Raw genomic sequence first — 14,036 nt, 5'->3', positions numbered from 1 at the left:
CTACGGCAGTCAGGCAGGCGTGCCGCGCCGGCGCAGCCGGCGGACCGTGGCGGCGAGCGGGATCGCCACCGCGCCCGCGATCTGCAGGGCGCAGCCCGTGCGCAGCAGGGCCGCGCCGCCCGGCGCGTTGAAGGCCCAGGCCATCAGGCAGCCCATGCTGACGCACACCCAGATCAGGGTGATCGCCGCGAGGCGGCCGCGGGGCTTGGGGTACTCGACGCGGGAGACCATCAGCCAGGCGGCGCCCGTGACGGCCAGCAGCGTCGGGATGAAGGGCAGCCGCAGCAGCACGATGGAGACCACCGTCAGCGCCCCGAAGGGCGACGGCATGCCCTGGAAGACCCCCTCCGGCACCGTGGTGGCGGAGAACCGGGCCAGCCGCAGCACCACGGCCAGCATGACCAGCACGGCGGCCACGACCGCGACCCCCGGATTGGCCCCCTCGGTGACCAGGCCGTAGACCAGCACGAAATACGCCGGGGCCAGGCCGAAGCTGATCAGGTCGGACAGGTTGTCCAGCTCGGCGCCCATCGCCGAGCTGCGCAGCCGGCGGGCGACGAGGCCGTCGAACAGATCGAACACCGCCGCCAGCAGGATCAGCATCACCGCCGTGGCCGCGCTCTGCCGGGCCATGCCGTCCTCGTTCGCCGCCTCCGACAGATGCGGCATCAGCACCCCGGTGGTGGTGAAGTACACCGCGAGGAAGCCGCAGGTGGCATTGGCCAGGGTCAGCAGGTCCGCGATCGTCAGCCGGGTGCCCGGTGGCAGGTCGTCGTCCCCGGGCCCCGGTTCCGCGGCAGGGGACGACGTACGGTCACGCTTACTGCCGATCAAGGCGGGCCTCCGGCCGGTGGGCGGTCGTCCGTCAGTGCCGGCCGCGCCCCGCGGTGCGCCCGGTGCGCCGGCCCCGGCCTGATGAAAGGGTATCCGCGCAGCGTGGCGGCCGCAGAGCGGGTCCGGCAGCGGCCGGCCGGAACGGTCCGGCCGGGGCGGTCCCTTGGTGCCTCCGGTATTCGTGTGGCCCGGGGGTGTTGGCGCCGCCGTCCGGCGACGTGATGCGCACCACCATGCGGTGACTGACCTCCTCCGATCGGGCATACTCCATCCGTCCCAGTCGCTTTGCCCGCTTTCCCGTGACCCGGGAAGGGAAGATCGTCCGGGACAGACAACGGCAGGTGCGGCCCCTACCCCGGGCGGTGCCCGCAGACGACGCGCCCGAACAGGGAGAGGAGCGCCGCCATGTCGGACTTCGGCCCGTACGGCCCGCAGCCGGTGGACCGGGAACTGCCCACCGAGGAATCGCGGGATCTGTTCCAACTGGTGCGTGAACTGACGCAGCGCGAGATCGTGCCCGGCGCGAGCGCCGAGGAGGACGCCGGCCGCTTCCCCCGCGAACTCTTCCGCCTGCTCTCCGAATCCGGCCTGCTCGGCCTCCCGTACCCGGAGGAGTTCGGCGGCGGCGAGCAGCCCTACGAGGTGTACCTCCAGGTCCTCGAGGAGCTGGCCGCCGCGCGGCTCACCGTCGGCCTCGGCGTCTCGGTGCACTCGCTCGCCTGCCACGCGCTCGCCGGCTACGGCACCAAGGAGCAGAAGGCCGACCACCTGCCCGACATGCTCGGCGGCGGCCTGCTCGGCGCGTACTGCCTCTCCGAGCCCGCCGCCGGCTCCGACGCCGCCGCCCTGCGCACCAAGGCGGTCAGCGACGGCGACGACTGGGTCATCGAGGGCACCAAGGCCTGGATCACCCACGGCGGCGTCGCCGACTTCTACACCGTCCTCGCCCGTACGGGAGGCCCGGGTGCCCGCGGCATCAGCGCCTTCCTCGTACCGGGAGACGCGCCGGGCGTCTCCGCCGCGGCGCCGGAGCGGAAGATGGGCCTGAAGGGCTCGCCCACCGCCCAGGTGCACTTCGACGGCGTCCGTGTCCCGGACGCCCGCCGGATCGGCGACGAGGGACAGGGCTTCGCCATCGCGCTCTCCGCCCTCGACTCAGGGCGCCTCGGCATCTCGGCCTGCGCCGTCGGCCTCGCCCAGGCGGCGATGGACGAGGCGCTCGCGTACGCGGCCGGGCGCGAGCAGTTCGGGCGGCCGATCGCGGACTTCCAGGGCCTGCGCTTCATGCTCGCCGACATGGCCACGCAGATCGAGGCGGGCCGCGCGCTCTACCTGTCCGCGGCCCGGCGGCGGGACGCCGGCAAGCCGTTCGCCAAGCAGGCCGCCATGGCCAAGCTCTTCTGCACCGACGCCGCCATGCGGATCACCACCGACGCGGTGCAGATCCTCGGCGGCTACGGCTACACCGCCGACTTCCCCGCGGAGCGGTACATGCGCGAGGCGAAGATGCTGCAGATCGTGGAGGGCACGAACCAGATTCAGCGGGTGGTCGTGGCCCGGCACCTGGCCGGCCCCGAAACCCGCTGATCCCGAGCTGAGCGGCGGCGTCACCAGTGCGCCGCCGCCAACCTCTGGTCCCGTAAGGCGGGCTGACGTACCGTCATCGCACACCGCATCGGGACCGCACCCCCGCGCCGGTCCGGGAAGTTCCGTCCGACCAGCCGGAGGCGCACGTGGCAAGCGACCGTCCCGCACCGCTCGACGAATACCCGATCCACCAAGTCCCGCTGTCCATACGGCACGTGGCCACCGGCGACCGCAACGCCTACGACCGCTGCATCTTCCAGGTCTTCGACCACGCGGGCCGCGCCCTGCTCATAGCCGGCCTCGGCGTCTATCCCAACGCCGGCGTCATCGACGCCTTCGCCACCCTCACCACACCCGACGGCAGCCTCCTCGCGGTACGGGCCTCCGACGCCCTCACCGACGACCGGATGCACCTGGCCGTCGGCCCGTTCACCATCACCGTCGACGAGCCGCTCAAGCGCTTCCGCCTCACCTGCGCCGCCGACCCCGACGACCCGGACTCCCTCTCGTACGACCTCACCTGGACGGCCGCCTTCCCCGCCCTCTGGGAGCCGCACCACACCATGCGCACCGGCGACCGGCTCACCCTGGAAGCCACCCGCTTCGTGCAGGCGGGCACCCCGGAAGGCACCATCCGCGCGGGCGGGCAGGACCTCGCCGTCGCCGCCGCCGACTGGACCGGCACCCGCGACCGCAGCTGGGGCATCCGCCCCATCCGCGGCGAGGAGAACGGCCGCGCCGCCGCCGAGCACCTCCCGGAGGGCTTCCACTGGCTGTGGTGCCCGGTGCGCTTCGACGACCGCTTCGTCATGGTCGTCCTGCAGGAGAACCCCGAGGGCTACCGCACCCTCAACCAGGCCGTCGAGATACGGGCCGACGGCCGCCCCGACGCCCAACTCGGCTGGCCGCACGCCGACATCACCTACCGCTCCGGCACCCGCCACCCCGAGCGCGCCGTCCTGCACCTCACCGACACCGCCCGCAAACCGCTCGAGCTGCACGCCGAGACCCTGGTCTCGTCACCGCTCGCCGTCGGCGCCGGCTACCCGCCCGCCGAGGACTGGCAGCACGGCACCTGGCAGGGCCGCGGCTGGACCGACCGCCGCGCCTACGACCTCACCGACCCCGCGGCCAACCCCATGGCCGCCTACGGCGTCACCGACCACGCCGCCCGCTTCACCCTCGACGGCCGGACCGGCTACGGCATCTTCGAGCACGGCAGCTTCGGCCGCCACGACCCCAGCGGATTCACCGGCTACGACTCCGTCGCCCCCTGAAACACCCCTCAAGCGTCCCCAGCGCGCCGCCAGAGAGGATCCACCGCCATGGCCGCCACCCCGGAGGCACCGAAGATCCAGCGCACCACCCGCGACCCCGAGGAGCTCGCCCGCCACCTCGACACCTGGCTCGGAAAGGTGCTGCCCGGCGCGCGCGCCAGAGACGTCGAAGTCCCGGACTCCAACGGGATGTCCAGCGAAACCCTGCTCTTCGGCATCGACCACCCGGAGGCCCCCGCGCGCCGCTGCGCCCTGCGCCTGGCGGCGGACCCGGACGCGTACACGATCTTCCCCGAGTACGACATGGCGCGGCAGCACCGCACGATGCGGCTGGTCGGCGAGCACTCCGACGTGCCGGTGCCGGCCGTGCACTGGCTGGAGACGGATCCCACGCATCTGGGCGCGCCGTTCTTCGTGATGGAGCGGGTCGACGGGCGGGTGCCGCCGGACGTCATGCCGTACACGTACGAGGGCAACTGGCTGCACGCCGCCACCGACGCCGAACGGGAGCGGCTGGAGGCGGACTCGGTGTCGGTCATCGCCCGCATCCACGACCAGGTACCCGCCGCCGAGGCGGAGTTCCTCGCCCGGCCGGGCGGCGGCACGCCGCTGCGGCGGCATGTGGACGCGCTGGACGAGTACTACCTGTGGGTCGTGGGCGGGCGGCCGCGCTCGGCCGCGATCGAGCGCGCCTTCGGGCGGCTCGAGGCGCTCTGGCCGGACGACGAGGGCGAGACGGTGCTCAGCTGGGGCGACTCCCGGATCGGCAACATCATCTACGACGGCTTCGCGCCCGCCGCCGTACTCGACTGGGAAATGGCCTCGGTGGGCCCGCGTGAACTCGACCTCGCGTGGGCGATCTACCTGCACCGCTTCTTCCAGGACCTGACCGTGACGCTGGGCCAGCCGGGGCTGCCCGACTTCTTCCGCCGGGACGCGGTCCTGGAGCGGTACGCCGAGTACACCGGGTACACCCCGCGCGACATGGACTTCCACACGCTCTACGCCTGCCTGCGGCACGCCGTCGTGATGCTCCGGGTCGGCTACCGGCAGATCCACTTCGGGGAGGTGCCGCAGCCCGACGACCCGGACGACCTGATCATGAACCGCGCGGCGCTCGAGGCGATGACCGCCGGGCGGTACTGGTAGCCGCGGCCTAGGCGGTGCGGCGCAGCTGGGCCGGAATGTGCACCCGCACCGGCCTGGCACCACCCGCGTGGCTGAACGGCTGCCGGCGCCAGTCCAGGCCCTCCGGCAGGCTCAGCAGCACGCCCGCTTCCTGCTCCTCCACCTCGCTGCCGTCGTCGGCCGGCCGCGCCTCGGCGACCGGCCGCCCGGCGCCCTCGCAGACGGAGATGCCGAACGGGTTGAACAGCGCCGCCGTGCGGCCGTGGTCAGGAAGCCGGTCCTCACCTTCCAGAAGGGCGATGGGCTGCCCGCAATCAGGGCAAACAACGCGGAAGATGTCGTACGTGTCGAGCGATTCGAGCATGGCGCTCCCCCTCGGATAGGCCGACCAGCCTGAACGTGGTCTCGACCACAGCAAGCATTTCCCGCCTTGTCCAGCGAATAATCCTGGGGCACTGTCCGGAGGCCCACGCAGCGTGTGGTTTTGGTCACACGGGGTCGGGTGGGGATGCGAGGCGTGAGGCGCGATTGTGCCAAGGGTGCCGCGGGGCAGTAAGTTGATCCGCTGTGGAGGAGTTGGATCGGCACATCGTGGAGCTGCTCGTCAGAGACGGGCGGATGAGTTACACCGACCTGGGCAAGGCCACCGGCCTGTCCACCTCGGCGGTGCACCAGCGCGTCCGGCGGCTGGAGCAGCGCGGCGTGATCCGCGGCTACGCGGCCATCGTCGACCCCGAGGCCGTCGGCCTGCCCATGACGGCGTTCATCTCCGTCAAACCCTTCGACCCGAGCGCGCCCGACGACATCGCCGAGCGGCTCGCCGACGTGCCGGAGATCGAGGCCTGCCACAGCGTGGCGGGGGAGGAGAACTACATCCTCAAGGTGCGCGTCGGCGCCCCCTCCGCGCTCGAGGACCTGCTCGCCCGCATCCGCACCCTGGCGGGGGTCTCGACCCGTACGACGGTCGTGCTGTCCACGCCGTACGAGGCCCGGCCGCCGCAGATCTGAGCGCGCCGGAACCCCCGCTGAGCCGCCGCTGAACCGCTTTTCAAGTCCATCGAGGTGACCCCGGTGTCCGACCCGGCCCGCCGTACCGTCCTGTTGCGCGGCGGCGAAGTCCACACGCCCGCCGACCCCTTCGCCACCGCCATGGTCGTCGAGGGCGACTCCGTCGCCTGGGTCGGCTCGGAAGGCGCCGCCGACTCCTTCGCCGACGGCGTGGACGAGGTGATCCACCTCGAAGGCGCCCTGGTCACCCCGGCGTTCACCGACGCCCATGTGCACCTGACGGCCACCGGCCTCGCCCTCACCGGGCTCGACCTCGCCCCGGCCACCTCCCTTGCGGACGCGCTGGAGCGCATCCGCTCGTACGCCGCGTCCCGCCCCGCCGACCGGGTGCTGCTCGGCCAGGGCTGGGACGACTCCCGCTGGCCGGAGGGCCGGCCGCCGTCCCGCGCCGAGCTGGACGCCGCCACCGGCGGCCGCCCGCTGTACGCCTCCCGCGTCGACGTCCACTCCGCGGTCATCACGACGGCGCTCGCGGACCTGGTGACCGACCTCGCGGGCAAGGCGGGCTTCGCGCCCGAGGGCGGCCCGCTGACCGCCGACGCCCACCACGCCGTCCGCGAGGCGGCGTTCGGGACTCTGAGCCCCGTACAGCTCGCCGAGGCCCGGCGCGCAGCCCGCGCCCGCGCCGCCTCGGTCGGCATCGGCGCGCTGCACGAGTGCGGCGGGCCCGGCACCTCCAGCGATGACGACTTCGCGGCGGTGCTGCGGCTGGCCCGGGAGGAGCCCGGGCCGCGCGTCATCGGCTACTGGGCCGAGCTGGTCACCGGCCCCGCGGACGCCCGCCGGGTGCGCGAGATGGGCGCCCGCGGCGCCGGCGGGGACCTGTACGCCGACGGCTCCATCGGCTCCCGTACGGCCCATCTCACGGCGCCGTACGCGGACGGCCCCGGCCACGGCAACCAGTACCTGGACGCGGCCGCCGTGGCCGCGCACGTGCGCGCGTGCACGGAGGCGGGGCTGCAGGCGGGCTTCCACGCCATCGGCGACCACGCCGTGGACAACGTGGTGGCCGGCGTGCGCGCCGCCGCCGAGGAGCTCGGCCTGGACCGCGTACGGGCCCACCGGCACCGCGTCGAGCACGCCGAGATGCTCACGCCCGACACGATCGCGGGCTTCGCCGAGCTCGCCCTCACCGCGTCCGTGCAGCCCGGCTTCGACGCCGCCTGGGGCGGCACGGACGGCATGTACGCGCGGCGGCTGGGCGCGGAGCGGGCGGTCACGATGAACCCGTTCGCGGCGCTGCTGCGGGCCGGCGTGCCGCTGGCCTTCGGCTCGGACGCGCCGGTGGTGCCGCTCGACCCGTGGGGCGCCATCCGCGCCGCCGCCTTCCACCGCACCGCCGAGCACCGGATCTCGGTGCGCGCGGCCTTCGCGGCGCACACCCGCGGCGGCCGGCGGGCCGCGGGGGAGGACGACGCGGGCGTGCTGGTGCCGGGCGCCCCGGCGGACTACGCGGTGTGGGACACCGGCGAGCTGATCGTCCAGGTGCCCGACGACCGGGTGGCGAACTGGTCCACCGATCCGCGCTCCGGCACTCCGGGGCTGCCGGACGTCGGCCCGGAGGTGGCACTGCCGGTGTGCCGCAGGACCGTGCTCGGTGGCGAGACGGTGTTCGACGCGGGCTGAGATGCGGCCCTGACAGGGCGTCACGTCGGCCAAGCGGGTGACTTAATGATCTTCTGTAGGCCGTTCGACGTGCCTTGCTTACCGGGCCCATACGTCGCCGCCTCTTCACTGACCTGGCACTTCGTCAGAACACCCCAGGCGACACGGCTGTTGACACGACAAGGGCGCTGCCGGGTAGTTTCGGCCAGGTCCACCACAGGACGTCCGACCGCGGTCCTTCCACGCAGTCGTCGGAGGCCGCTGGGCCACAGGTGGTGTGCCGCACCGGCATCCCACCACTGGGAGCCAGGTCCAGCGGGTTACGGCACGGGGGCGGGATGGTTCCCGACGGTCGGCAGGTGTGACCCGGGTGGGGCCCGGACGCTCAGTAGACAACGGCCCTCGGTCGATCCGCAGCCAGCGGGTCCCAGGTCGGACCGAAGGGCGCCGGGCCCGACCCGTCGTATTTGCCCCGGGCTGCCACGTGGAGTTATCCACAGGCAGGCAGCCGGCCCCTCACTTTGCGCCTTCCGCGTTATACGGTCCTCTCAGCACCGAAGACCTGCAGGAAGGCCAGCCGACTGTGAGCGTGGGCCACGAAATCACCACCGCCTCCGACGAGGGCGGCTCACGCGCGCCCGGCGTTGAGGCGCCTGCCGCCGCCGACGAGGGGGCCCGTCCAGGGCGCCTGAAGCGCCTCGGCGCCTGCGCCCGGCGGAACGGGCGGCGTACCGGCATCGCGGCCGTCGCGGGCCTCGCGCTCGCCGCCGCCTTCCCGCCGTACGACGTGTGGCCGCTGTCGCTCGTCGCCGTGGCGACGCTGTCGCTGCTGGTCCACGGCCGGACGGCGCGGCAGGGCGCCTGGTACGGGTTCGCGTTCGCGGTGCCGTTCTTCATCGGCCTGCTGAAGTGGCTGCATGTGGTCGGCTGGGACGCCACCATCGGCCTGTCGGTCATCCAGGCCGCCTTCTTCCTGCTCCTGGGCGCGGGTCTGGCCGTGACCTCCCGGCTGCCCGCCTGGCCGCTGTGGGCGGCCTGCCTGTGGGTGGCGGAGGAGTTCGCCCGCGACCGGCAGCCCTTCGGCGGCTTCCCGTGGGGCCGGCTGGCCTTCGCCAACACGGACTCGCCCTTCACCCCGCTCGCGGCCCTCGGCGGCGCCGTCCTGGTCACCTTCGCGGTGGCGCTGTGCGGCGCGCTGCTGGCCGCGGCTGCCCTCGCCGCATGGCGGCTGCGGGACGGCGCTTCCCGTACGCCACGGGGCGCCCTCCCGGCCGCCGTCGCCGTCGTCCTCGCCGCCGTGGTGGCCCTCGTCGGTCTCGCGGTGCCGGTGCCCACCAAGGCCGACGACTCGGCCCGTATCGCCGTCGTCCAGGGCAATGTGCAGCAGCCCGGCATGGACTTCCTCGGCCGCCCGATGAAGATCCTGGAGAACCACGCGGAGGCGACCGAGAAGCTCGCCGACGACATCCGCGCGGGCCGGGAGGAGAAGCCGGACCTCGTCATCTGGCCGGAGAACTCCTCCGACCTCGACCCGTACAAGTGGCCCGAGGCGTACCAGGCGATCGACAAGGCGGTGAAGGACATCGGCGTGCCGGTGCTCGTCGGCGCCCTCGTCGACCACCCGAAGAAGGAGGGCTACGTCGAGAACCAGGGCATCGTCTGGGACCCGAAGACGGGCCCCGGGAAGTCGTACACGAAGCAGCACCCGGTGCCCTTCGGCGAGTACGTGCCCTTCCGCGACCAGCTCAGCAAGGTGATCACGCGGCTGCAGCAGGTCCCGCGGGACTTCTACCCCGGCGACCACGACGGCGTGCTGCAGACCGGTCCGGCGAAGCTCGGCGACGTGATCTGCTTCGAGGTCGCCTACGACGAGATCGTCCGGGACACGGTCAACGGCGGCGCCCGCGCACTGGTCGTGCAGACCAACAACGCCACGTACGGCGAGACCGGCCAGCCGGAGCAGCAGCTGGCCATGTCCAAGCTCCGCGCCATCGAGCACGGCCGGGCCGTCGTGACGGCCGCCACCAGCGGCATCAGCGCGATCGTGCGGCCGGACGGGACGATCGAGCAGCGGACGGCGGAGTTCACGCAGGACGTGCTGACCACGGACCTGCCGCTGCGGGACGACACGACCATCGCCGACCGAGCCGGTGCGGCACCCGAGTGGGTGCTCGCTATGGTGGGGCTGGTCTCCGTCGCCGCCGCTGTGACCATGGGTGCACTCGGCCGGCGGCGCCGGACGAGTGCTGAGACTTCTCAAAGCGTGACGGTGGAAACAAGGGGCAGCAGTGACTGACGGCGGTCGGCGGCAGTACGGGCCGCTGGGCACGGTCCTCGTGATCATCCCGACGTACAACGAGGCGCAGAACATCGGCCCCATCGTCGGCCGGGTCCGGAGCTCCGTCCCGGACGCGCACATCCTCGTGGCGGACGACAACAGCCCGGACGGCACCGGCAAGCTCGCCGACGAGCTGGCGGCCGAGGACGACCAGGTCCACGTCCTGCACCGGCAGGGCAAGGAGGGCCTGGGAGCGGCCTATCTGGCGGGCTTCCGCTGGGGGTTGCAGCGCGGCTACGGCGTGATCGTCGAAATGGACGCCGACGGCTCCCACCAGCCCGAGGAGCTGCCCCGGCTGCTCACCGCGCTCAAGGGCGCCGACCTGGTCCTCGGCTCCCGCTGGGTGCCGGGCGGCCGGGTGGTGAACTGGCCGAAGTCGCGCGAGATCCTCTCCCGCGGCGGCAGCACGTACTCCCGGATCGCCCTGGACGTCCCCATCAGGGACGTCACCGGCGGCTACCGGGCCTTCCGGCGCGAGACCCTGGAGGGCCTCGGCCTCGAGGACGTGGCCTCCCAGGGCTACTGCTTCCAGGTCGACCTGGCCCGGCGCGCGGTCCGCGGCGGCTTCCACGTGGTCGAGGTCCCGATCACCTTCGTGGAGCGGGAGCGCGGCGACTCGAAGATGAGCCGGGACATCGTCATAGAGGCCCTTTGGCGGGTCACGGCGTGGGGCGCGGTCGGCCGGGGGAAGAAACTCCTCGGTCGCAGGCACACTTGATACATGAGCGACCGCGAGCGCACCCCGCTGCCGTACGAAGGCCCCGCCGGCCCACCGCCCGGCGCTGACGGCGCCGTGCCCGGAGGCGGCGGCCCCGGCGCCCAGCGCCCCCGCCGCTCCACCGCACGGCGGGTGACGCCGCTGATCGTGGCGGCCTGGGCGGTGCTGGAGATCTGGCTGCTGATGCTGCTGGGCTCCAAGATCGGCGCCCTGGGCGTCTTCGGCGTGCTGCTCCTCGGCATCATCATCGGTGCCGTGGTCATCAAGCGGGCCGGCCGCCGCGCCTGGCGCGGGCTGGCCGAGTCGCTGCAGCCCGGCGCGGCCCCCGGCGCCCGTACCGACGGCAGCGGCAACGCTCTGACGATGCTGGCGGGCCTGCTGCTGATGTTCCCCGGCCTGGTCTCGGACGCGCTGGGCCTGGTGCTGCTGCTTCCGCCGGTGCGCTCCCTGATCCGGCGCCGGACGAACCGCTTCCTGGAGGCCGCGGCCCCGAAGGCGGGTCTGGACGACCTGAACCAGGCCTTCACGCAGGCCAGAATCCACCGCCCGGACGGCAAGGTCGTCCAGGGCGAGGTGGTGCGGGACGAGGACGAGCCGAAGACCCCGTAGGAGCGGGGCGGTCGGCGCCGGCCCGTAGAAAAACCACGAAGCGGCCGGTTCACCCCCACACCGATGGTGTGAGGCGAACCGGCCGCTTCGCTTTGCTGCTAGGCGGCTATGCCGACTTCTTGCGGGACGAACCGCTCTCCCGCGGGTGCACCGCCAGGTTCATCGCCCCGGACCGGAGCACGGCCAGCCGCTCCGCAAGCACCTCCTCAAGCTCATCACGGGTGCGCCGCTCCATGAGCATGTCCCAGTGCGTACGGGCGGGCTTGAGCTTCTTCTCCTCCGGTCCGTCGCCGTCCACCAGGAGCGCCGGAGCGCCGCAGGTCTTGCATTCCCACTCTTGCGGAATCTCAGCCTCTACCGAGAACGGCATCTCGAAACGGTGTCCGTTCTGGCATGCGTACTCCACGGCCTGGCGCGGAGCCAGGTCGATGCCGCGGTCCGTCTCGTAGCTGGTCACCACGAGGCGCGTGCCGCGAAGAGCTCGCTCACTCATGAATTCGTGCCTCCCGGGCTCATCGCCCACAGGACAGGTGTCGCTGTCGTCGTCATCCGGTCAACGTCCGGTCGGCGATGAAGATTCCCGGTTTCGGGACATGCGTCGCCCGTCGTGCCGCCCCATTGCTTGTACCCATCGGTGTCCGTTATGTCACGCTTCGCGGGAGATGTCACCCTGGGCAGCCATCTCATCGCGCGCTGTAACCGTGAACCCGCCGGGCCAAAGGCGTACCTTACCGGGCCACAGCACCTAGTTCGAAATCCGGGCGTCCTCGGCGGTGTCGCGCGCCGGCCCGGAGGCCACTCGGACCTCGCCGCCGGCGCCGGGGATCTCGAAGAAGCGCAGGAAGAACTGGGCCAGCGGGCCGATCGACACCGCGTACAGGACGGTGCCCACGCCGACGGTGCCGCCGAGGAGGAAGCCGGAGGCGAGGACGGCCAGCTCGATGAGCGTGCGCACCAGCCGGATGGACCAGCCGGTCCGCTTGTTCAGGCCGGTCATCAGGCCGTCGCGCGGCCCGGGGCCGAAGCGGGCGGAGATGTACATGCCGGTGGCGACGCCGTTCAGCACCACACCGGCGACGAGCAGCGGGATCTGGTACGCCAGGCCGTGCGCGTCCGGCACCACGGCCATCGCGCCGTCCATGGACAGGCCCACGACGAAGACATTGGACACCGTCCCGAGCCCCGGGCGCTGCCGTAGCGGCACCCACAGCAGCAGCACGAGTGCGCCGACGATGATCGACACCACGCCGATCGTCAGGCCGGTGTGCCGGGAGATGCCCTGGTGGAAGACGTCCCACGGGTCGACGCCGAGCCCGGCCCGCACCGTGAGGCCGCAGCTCGCGCCGTACAGCGCCAGGCCGGCGTACAGCTGGACCAGCCGCCGGGTGAGATGCGGCGTACGCCGGAATTTCTGCCCGAACCCCATCAAACTGCGCTCCCCTCTGGCCCCGGTGGCCTGACACGTGAAAGCCTGTGGCCTGGATCGGCTGCCGGACCATGGCCAATTCCGGAGAGGTGGACTGGTTTCGATGAGTGAGTGGACTTCCTCCGTGGGGGCGACCCAACTGGCCCGACTGCTGCGCTCGCAGCGCGCGGGCTCCACCGCCACCGACCCCGCGGGCCGCCGCCTGCCCGCCTACCGGGCGCTCGCCGACGGCGTGCGGCTGCTGGTGCTGGAGGGGCGGGTGCCGGTCGCCACGAGGCTGCCCGCCGAGCGCGAGCTGGCCACGGCGCTGTCGGTCAGCCGCACGACGATCGCGGCCGCGTACGAGTATCTGCGCGCCGCCGGTTTCCTCGAGTCCCGCCGCGGCGCCGGCAGCTGGACCTCGGTGCCGGGCGGCCACCCGCTGCCCACGCGCGGTCTCGAGCCGCTGCCGCCCGAGTCGACCGGCTCGATGATCGACCTCGGCTGCGCCGCGCCGACGGCCACCGAGCCGTGGCTGACCCGGGCGATGCAGGGCGCGCTCGAGGAACTCCCGCTCTACGCGCACACCCACGGCGACTATCCGGCGGGGCTGCCGGTGCTGCGCGAGACGATCGCGGCCCGGTACACGGCGCGCGGGGTGCCGACGATGCCCGAGCAGATCATGATCACTACCGGGGCGATGGGCGCGATGGCGGCGCTGGTCCGGCTGTTCGCCGGGCGCGGCGAGCGGGTGGCGGTGGACTCACCGTCGTACGCGAACATCCTGCAGCTGATCCGCGAGGAGGACTGCCGGCTGGTCCCGGTCGCGATGGGCGAGGGGCTTGCCGGGTGGGACCTGCCGGCGTGGCGGCAGGTGCTGCGGGACGCGGCGCCGCGGATGGCGTACGTCATCGCGGACTACCACAACCCGACCGGCGCGCTGGCGAGCGAGGACAAGCGGCGCGAGCTGGTGGAGGCCGCGCGGCGCGCGGGCACGACGCTGATCGCGGACGAGACGATGGGGGAGTTGACGCTGGAGGAGGCGGACCGGGCGTCGCTGCCATGTCCGGTCGCCGCCTTCGATCCGGCGGGGTCGACGGTGATCACCGTTGGGAGCGCGAGCAAGGCCTTCTGGGCCGGGCTGCGGATCGGGTGGGTGCGGGCGGCGCCTGAGGTGGTGCGGTCGCTGGTCTCGGCGCGGGCGTATGCGGACCTGGGGTCGCCGGTGCTGGAGCAGCTGGCGGTCAACTGGCTGATGACGGGGGAGGGCTGGGAGTCCGCGGTGGGGCTGCGCCGGGCGCAGGCGCGGCAGAGCAGGGACGCGCTGGTGGCGGCGCTGGGGGAGCAGCTGCCTGAGTGGGAGTTCGAGGTGCCGCGGGGTGGGCTGACGCTGTGGGTGCGTACGGGCGGGCTGTCCGGGTCGCGGATCGCGGAGGCGGGGGAGCGGTTCGGGGTGCGGGTGCCGTC

At 72.9% G+C, this 14,036-nt stretch carries 13 protein-coding genes; 9 read left to right on the top strand and 4 right to left on the bottom strand.

What is annotated here, in order from left to right:
• Positions 1-9: 9 nt before the first annotated feature.
• Entirely contained in the window at positions 10-834 is an 825-nt protein-coding gene (locus G5C51_RS15400; protein WP_240929673.1) for a CDP-alcohol phosphatidyltransferase family protein, read from the bottom strand.
• A gap of 405 nt (positions 835-1,239) precedes the next feature.
• On the opposite strand from G5C51_RS15400, the gene G5C51_RS15395 reads away from it, so the two are divergent.
• From G5C51_RS15395 to G5C51_RS15385, 3 genes are all read left to right on the top strand, one after another.
• Entirely contained in the window at positions 1,240-2,421 is a 1,182-nt protein-coding gene (locus G5C51_RS15395; protein WP_165237560.1) for an acyl-CoA dehydrogenase family protein, read from the top strand.
• Between the two features lie 146 nt (positions 2,422-2,567).
• Complete coding sequence (locus G5C51_RS15390) at positions 2,568-3,698, top strand: Rv3169 family protein (RefSeq protein WP_165237558.1); 1,131 nt, start codon at positions 2,568-2,570, stop codon at positions 3,696-3,698.
• Between the two features lie 48 nt (positions 3,699-3,746).
• Positions 3,747-4,847, top strand: a complete 1,101-nt coding sequence (locus tag G5C51_RS15385; RefSeq protein WP_165237556.1) for a phosphotransferase family protein — start codon at positions 3,747-3,749, stop codon at positions 4,845-4,847.
• Between the two features lie 7 nt (positions 4,848-4,854).
• Here the strand turns inward: G5C51_RS15385 and G5C51_RS15380 are convergent, their stop codons facing one another.
• Positions 4,855-5,190 (bottom strand): hypothetical protein, encoded by a 336-nt coding sequence (locus G5C51_RS15380; RefSeq protein WP_165237554.1) that lies wholly within the window; start codon positions 5,188-5,190, stop codon positions 4,855-4,857.
• A 203-nt stretch (positions 5,191-5,393) separates the two neighbouring features.
• Here G5C51_RS15380 and G5C51_RS15375 point away from each other — a divergent pair, with 203 nt between their 5' ends.
• The 5 genes from G5C51_RS15375 to fxsA all read left to right on the top strand — a co-directional run bounded on the left by G5C51_RS15375 (position 5,394) and on the right by fxsA (position 11,164).
• The gene (locus G5C51_RS15375; RefSeq protein WP_165237552.1) at positions 5,394-5,834 is read left to right on the top strand and encodes an AsnC family transcriptional regulator; all 441 of its coding nucleotides are present in this window, start codon (positions 5,394-5,396) and stop codon (positions 5,832-5,834) included.
• Positions 5,835-5,897: 63 nt separating this feature from the next.
• Entirely contained in the window at positions 5,898-7,520 is a 1,623-nt protein-coding gene (locus G5C51_RS15370; protein ID WP_420824815.1) for an amidohydrolase, read from the top strand.
• Positions 7,521-8,088: 568 nt separating this feature from the next.
• Positions 8,089-9,795, top strand: a complete 1,707-nt coding sequence (gene lnt, locus G5C51_RS15365) for an apolipoprotein N-acyltransferase (RefSeq protein WP_165237550.1) — start codon at positions 8,089-8,091, stop codon at positions 9,793-9,795.
• Complete coding sequence (locus G5C51_RS15360; RefSeq protein WP_165237548.1) at positions 9,788-10,555, top strand: glycosyltransferase; 768 nt, start codon at positions 9,788-9,790, stop codon at positions 10,553-10,555. The genes lnt and G5C51_RS15360 overlap by 8 nt, the downstream gene beginning before the upstream one ends.
• A 3-nt stretch (positions 10,556-10,558) precedes the next feature.
• On the top strand, positions 10,559-11,164 hold the full coding sequence (gene fxsA, locus G5C51_RS15355) for an FxsA family membrane protein (RefSeq protein WP_165237546.1): 606 nt from the start codon (positions 10,559-10,561) through the stop codon (positions 11,162-11,164).
• A 106-nt stretch (positions 11,165-11,270) separates the two neighbouring features.
• Here fxsA and G5C51_RS15350 read toward each other — a convergent pair whose 3' ends face one another.
• Positions 11,271-11,657 (bottom strand): RNA polymerase-binding protein RbpA, encoded by a 387-nt coding sequence (locus tag G5C51_RS15350; protein WP_165237544.1) that lies wholly within the window; start codon positions 11,655-11,657, stop codon positions 11,271-11,273.
• 252 nt (positions 11,658-11,909) lie between these two features.
• Positions 11,910-12,590: a membrane protein YczE gene (yczE, locus tag G5C51_RS15345; RefSeq protein ID WP_165237542.1), complete on the bottom strand. Its 681-nt coding sequence runs from the start codon at positions 12,588-12,590 to the stop codon at positions 11,910-11,912.
• Positions 12,591-12,693: 103 nt separating this feature from the next.
• Here yczE and yczR point away from each other — a divergent pair.
• On the top strand, positions 12,694-14,036 hold a 1,343-nt coding region (yczR, locus tag G5C51_RS15340; RefSeq protein ID WP_165237540.1), incomplete at its 3' end, for a MocR-like transcription factor YczR.

This window comes from Streptomyces coryli (assembly GCF_011044975.1).
Classification (GTDB): domain Bacteria; phylum Actinomycetota; class Actinomycetes; order Streptomycetales; family Streptomycetaceae; genus Streptomyces; species Streptomyces coryli.
The sequence above is the reverse complement of the archived record's forward strand: the minus strand, read 5'-3'. Positions and strand labels throughout refer to the sequence as shown.